The organism is Suilimivivens sp. (assembly GCF_037359455.1).
GTDB lineage: Bacteria > Bacillota > Clostridia > Lachnospirales > Lachnospiraceae > Suilimivivens > Suilimivivens aceti.
This window is the reverse complement of record NZ_JAXXXI010000055.1, coordinates 141,973-148,074: the sequence shown is the minus strand read 5'-3', so window position 1 is coordinate 148,074 and position 6,102 is coordinate 141,973. Positions and strand designations below refer to the sequence as shown.

The 6,102-nt window shown below is 42.1% G+C and carries 5 protein-coding genes; all 5 read right to left on the bottom strand.

The window, feature by feature from the left end; genetic code table 11:
• Positions 1–98 precede the first annotated feature (98 nt).
• The 5 genes from WJQ40_RS12525 to WJQ40_RS12505 all read right to left on the bottom strand — a co-directional run bounded on the left by WJQ40_RS12525 (position 99) and on the right by WJQ40_RS12505 (position 6,095).
• On the bottom strand, positions 99–866 hold the full coding sequence (locus WJQ40_RS12525) for an ABC transporter ATP-binding protein (protein ID WP_337540598.1): 768 nt from the start codon (positions 864–866) through the stop codon (positions 99–101).
• Positions 863–1,891 (bottom strand): iron ABC transporter permease, encoded by a 1,029-nt coding sequence (locus tag WJQ40_RS12520; protein ID WP_337540596.1) that lies wholly within the window; start codon positions 1,889–1,891, stop codon positions 863–865. Before WJQ40_RS12520 ends, WJQ40_RS12525 begins: the two co-directional genes overlap by 4 nt.
• A gap of 19 nt (positions 1,892–1,910) precedes the next feature.
• Positions 1,911–2,996 carry an ABC transporter substrate-binding protein gene (locus WJQ40_RS12515; protein WP_337540594.1) on the bottom strand — a complete coding sequence of 362 codons (1,086 nt, stop codon included), beginning with the start codon at positions 2,994–2,996 and terminating at the stop codon, positions 1,911–1,913.
• A 30-nt stretch (positions 2,997–3,026) separates the two neighbouring features.
• Entirely contained in the window at positions 3,027–3,755 is a 729-nt protein-coding gene (locus WJQ40_RS12510; RefSeq protein WP_337540592.1) for a phosphotransferase, read from the bottom strand.
• Between the two features lie 153 nt (positions 3,756–3,908).
• Positions 3,909–6,095: a helix-turn-helix domain-containing protein gene (locus WJQ40_RS12505; protein ID WP_337540590.1), complete on the bottom strand. Its 2,187-nt coding sequence runs from the start codon at positions 6,093–6,095 to the stop codon at positions 3,909–3,911.
• Positions 6,096–6,102: the final 7 nt, after the last annotated feature.

Here is a 6,102-nt window from a genome sequence, read left to right as displayed (position 1 = left end):
GGTGGCACTCATTTTTTGCAAACCGGTTATTTGTTACTTAACAGGAATGCTCCATCTTTGTTGTTAAAACATCGAAGATGGAGGTCATTTCGTCACCATTATATTGGTGATACTTCGCAAAATTTTCTTCCTTTGTTCTCATAAATACAAGCTTCCGGGCCATAGATCTCTCGAATCATATCGGTTGTTAAAACATTAGTAGCAGTACCATATCGAAGAACTTTATGATCGTGGATGATGCATACATTGCAATCCAACGTTAAAGCATGATTGGGATTATGCGTTGAAAAAAGGATTGTTTTCCCTTCGAGAGATAATTTCTTAATCATTTTCAATAAAAACGCTTGATTTCTAAGGTCGAGAGCAGACATTGGCTCGTCCAACAGAATTATCGGTGTATCCTGAACTAATGCCCTTGCCAGTAATACAATCTGCTGCTCTCCTCCACTAATTTTTGAAAACTCCTTATCAAGATACTTATCAACCTCCATTTTCTTAGCCACTTCCCCCGAAAAATTGTAATCGGCAAGTCCTGGAACAGCAAAAGCGGAAAGATATGGCGTTCTCCCTTCGACCATAAAATCCCTTACCTTATAATCTATCGGTCGGATTGATGTGAGTTGCGGAACAACACTTACTATCTTAGCATATTCCTTAAAAGAGTAGTCAACGATATCTTTTCCATCTACCACAATTTTCCCATCTTGAATTTCACTTTGCTTTGATAAGCAATTGAACAATGTAGACTTACCTGCTCCGTTGAGCCCAATAATTGCAGTTATGCTCTGTGGTTGTATCGTAAGGCTTATGTCGTAAAGTATTATATTCTGTCCATAACTGAACGTAACATGGCTTATTTCAATCATTGCTTACTCCTTTTTGCTCGAACAAATAAAACGATTATAAACATAATCGCACCAAGGAATCCGCTTATTATTCCAACAGGAATTTCAGTATTCGTAATAGTTCTGGCAAGAAGATCACAAATTACAGTAAAGAGAATTCCATACACGATCGACAAAGGCATCAACTTTCGACCATCATTTTGTACGAGCAACCTCATCAGATTAGGAATCGCAAGTCCAATCCACCCTATTGTGCCACTGATACATATCGAAACAGATGTTACGATGGTAGTAATGATTATACAAGTTCTTCGTAAAAGTTTTGCGTTGATTCCATGCGTATATGCATCACCGTCGCCAGAACGTAGCATAACAATTTTCCATCGGAACAAAAACAGAACTATGATTCCTATAATAATTATTGGCGCAGCAACTGCCAACTGTTGATATGTCGTATTATAGAATCCACCTAAAAGCCAAAAGGTGATGGAAGCTAATTGAGCATCGTTTGACAGATATTTAAACAACCCCAGCAGAGAATTCATCAATCCACCTACAACAATACCAGCAAGAATTAAGGATGCCGCTGTTTTATCACTTCTTTCAAACAACTTAGAGGACGCTACTGTAAGAAAAACAGCCACAATTCCTCCCCCAAAAGCGAAAAAACCTGTTAGTAAAAAGCCGAAACCATAATAAATTGAAACTGAGGCTCCAACCCCTGCTCCTGCTGAAACCCCTAAAATGTCAGGAGATGCCATCCTATTTGAAAAAATTTCTTGATATGTCAAACCTGCCACACTAAGAGAAGCGCCGACTAAGATGGAAGCAAGTAATCTCGGGAGTCTGCTAAGTGTTATGATTGTATACATTTGTGGATTAGAGTCCGGGTACATTATTGCACCCCAGACATCCGTTGGCGTTGTTTTGTAATTTCCCCAACAAAGAGAAATTACAAAAACAACAACAACTGCCACCAATCCAGCTACCATGAGAATATGGTAGCATCGTTCATTTTTTCTGTATATGTTTGTTTCATCCGTCATGTCCTATACTCCGTAACGATTATTTTGCCCACATCTCAGTACCATCAGGTGCCATGGAAGAAAACATGAGATCAAGCTGCTTTTCGGTAAAGTCAATTTCATAATACTCAAGGTAAAATTCGTGTGCCATTGCCTTTAAGTCAAAATCCACCTGTTCCGGATACATACAGGAAAAACAGAAATACACGAGTAACGGATAGCTGGTAGAACAAGAATTCCATGCAGATGCTCCAGTAGGTTCAATAAAAATATTGCTATTCTCCACTGCGGTAATATTTTTCCACATCTCGTTTTCGAGGAGACTTGCATATTCTTTGGTTGCATATGTACCACCAACAAAAATAATGTCTGGATTTGTGGCAAGGATAGCTTCCTCTGTTGGCATAGCCTGACTGGTTGCATCAGCATAATCCTTGGTTGCCAAAATACCACCGGCATAAGAAAGCCATGCTTGGTTTTCGCCATAATATGTACGGAAAGGCCCTCTGTCCTTATCTGCAAGAATTTCGTACGCAACCGGTCTGTCGCTTTCCGGAATGTCGGCAAGTCTTTGAGCCATGTCGTCTCTCGCTTCGTTGAAATCGGCCACCCAAGAAAGGGATTTCTCTTTGGCCGTTCCGCCGAATATCTCACCAATCATTTCTGCAGCCATAACAACTTCGTCCGGTGTGTAATAACGAATCGTCAGTGCGCATATTCCTTTTTCTCTAAGTGCAACAGCACGTTCTCTTGATGGCACAAAGATAATATCTGTATCCATTTCAATGAGCGCTTCAGCTTCTGGTTCGTAAGAATCGAAACTGACAATACTATCGAAGGTCGGACAAAATTCTTTGAACCAGGGATTTTCAAGGGCTCTAAAATACGCACCTGCCAATTTATCGCTCTGACCAAAAGCAACTAACATATCCGTGCAAGGATCAGATGTTGATACTACTTTTTCGATGGATGCAGGCAAGGTTACAATATCGCCGCCCATATCAGTGATGGTGATGGACTGGTTTGCTGTTGTACCTTCATCCGAATTCACATTGCTACATCCTGACAACAGCAGACTGATTGTCATTGTAGCAATCAACAGAAAGCTGATAATGATTTTTTTCATAGCTGGTCTCCTTTTGTGTTTCAATGTTCTTCAATAATTGTGCATAACGAACTCATATGCCTCGATACGCCGCACGATGTTATGCCCTTTTCTCATACTCAGCGCAAGCCGTATACTACATATAGCTCGTAGCATTTCTTTGCTACAGCCAAAGGTATCGTAGATTTGTTTTGCTGCGCCGAATTGTTTTTGTTCTATAAAACTATACACCAACGTTGTCTCATCCCAAAGCAATGGACCAAGAGTAGCGTTTTCATAGTCAATGACCACTATTTTGTTTCTATTATCCAAATAAACATTTGATAATGTAAAGTCTCCGTGGGTAAAGTGCTTTCCCTGACTTTGTTGTAGCCACGATATAATTTCTTCTGAATCAGGTATATATTGTTGCAACAACATAGAGTACCACGGAACCACAACTTCGGACCAATCATCTGATGCAAGGCTACAATATCGACGGTCATATCGCCAAAGATCAAATATTTGTCTGAGTTGCGTAATGAGATTATCCAAGCCAATATTCCCAACGAGAGGATAAATATCTATATAATCACTTTTGCAGACCCAATGGTTCATTACCTTATCAAATGATAGACTTGCATTTGTGGCAAGACTCAATTGAAGAAGCGAAACTTCTTTTTTGATTTTTGGATAAGCATCATGCAAAAATATTTTGTATACTTTATCGCCAGTCTTTTGGGTTACTGCCCATCGGCTCTCATGGATAATACCCTCGCTTTCTCTTTCGTAAGCACTCATGATATCCACCTGCTATTATGAAGCGAATTGCAAACATCCCTTTCTGTATTTTTGTCGCCATACTTCCACCCCTTTGTCCGAAACGCCTAAATGGTTTCGGACAAAGAGGTGGTGGATCATTAAATAAAAAGCATGTTTCTTAGCTGTAGCATATCAGCAGGGGATGTTCTGAAGAAAATTTCGCATCTTCTCAGCCTCATTTCTTGCCTTAATGATAGTGTCAACATCGTAACTGCGGAGTTGCTCTCGAAGATCTTCGATATGCTTTTTCCACTCAGCATCCAGACTGTCTGCCGAGGCATTGAACGCCGCCTGAGTATCGTTCCAATAAGTGTTCATGTTAGACTGAAGCTTATCCAGAACTCTTTCGTTCCGGCAAGATTCAACGAACTTTTTGGCAACGCTCTTTCTCCATCCACCGGAGAAAATCGCAAACACACTAATAGCTGCAATCAGCGCAAGCGCAATACCGAGCACCACCGGTCCACCAATAGAAGCTACTGCACTGGTAGCCGCAGCAGTACCGCCGACGGAGATTCCAAGTGCAGAGAGCAAGCTAACACCCTTTGCGACAAGAATATATCCTCCCAAATTACCGCAGGAGGCCGCCCAAATCGCCAGAGCACCATAGGTTGCCACACCTGTCAGACCTGCGGCAAATGCCTGCTCTTTGCTGAACGGGGCAATCTTAAAAGATACACTTTCCACAGAAATTGCAGCGCTTACCTCAAAGGCATTCAGGAACTCATCAATGTCTGCAGTCAATTGCTTGGACTTCTTTTTCAGAACGGCATTTGTCTTATCCTGTAAAAGCCCGGAAACATAGGTACTAAAGACCTGCAGATCATCCTTCTTTTTCTTGACATCTCTTTGTTCCATCAGAGAAACAAGATGATCTACTGTGATAGTATCACTGTAGTAGTCTGCTACTTCGTCCCTGCTTTCACGCTTATACCTTGCGATACCCTCAACAACCTTCTGTCGTGCTTTCTGGAAAGCTGCATGGCGTTTGGGTTCATTGCGGTCATACTCTTTCAGCGCCTCCTCGCACCGTTTGCGATCATCGAGAAGCTGCTGGTAGCCGGAAATCACATTCTGAAGATCGTCATCCTTGCTTGCAGCCCACTCGGCAATGATGTCTTTCGTTTTCTGTTCAACCACCTGAGGCAATGCCTCGATAAGTCTGCTGAAATCATTTTCAAATCGCTCACGCAGCGCAGGGGAATTAGATGTGTAGGTGTAAAAGCGCTCCAAAAGAGAATCTGGTTTTCTTCGCTCATCCCAGAATCCATCGGTCAAGGATTTTTCAAAACGCTCACAACCAGCGGAAAGGATGTTCTTCAGTTCGGTCTGGTTTCCGTGATCGATGACATGAGCCTGAGAAGCCACAATGAAGAGGTTTGCCAGGGGCTTAATCTCTGCTTCTCCACAGGACTGAATATCTGCAAGAGAAAGAATCGCATCCTTAACATAGGAGATATCCTCGCTGCGCATAAATCCATTCGCAATAGACATGTAGACAAGCACATCGGCCTTTCTCTTTTCACGCAGAGAAAGAGCATCGTCTTCCAGACGATCGCCGGTACCGTATCCGGGCAGATCTACAATATCACAATCAAGGAGTAAACTACTGTCGATGAAAACCACTGCTGCAGTTGCCTTGCTTTCGGCAAAGTGTTCTCCCTTGCGAGTGCCATAAGTATTCAGCAGATCATAGTTGCCGCTGCTCAGCTTAAGGGAACGACAGTATTCTTCATCACCAAGTCTGGTATCGTCCCACGTCTCGTTGGTAGCCATATCAGACCGAAACACCCAAACATCATCATCCATATAATCGGGTCGATCATTTGTATGCTTGATATATACGGCGATTGCTGTCGCAGGAGTCCAGTGTGCAGGCATTTTGGTGGTTCCTAACAATGTGTTAATCATCGTACTCTTACCGACATCAGATCGGCCAATAAAGGCTACCTTGGGCTTTCTAATGGTCTTTTCAACCAGCGCTGTCAATTCGTGAATGTCTTTTTCGTAAGATTCACTCACTTCGTTCTTGCGGATATAATCAAGAAGAGTGCGGCGAATGAACTCAGCGGAACTCCAAGTATAGTCTACACTTAACGCATGCATAATAGGTTTCGGCAGACTAATCAATTCATCAAGGCTCATGCCAAAATGCGTTGCAATTTTGATCAGCACTTCCAAAGATACCTGAGAGGGGTCACTTTCCATTCTGGAAACCTTATCCTGACTAATCCCCACTTGCTTTGCAAATTCCTCCTGAGACATACCATTCAGATGCTTGGAACGGAAATTCTTCAAATCAAAAATAATTCCATCCATATCGTCA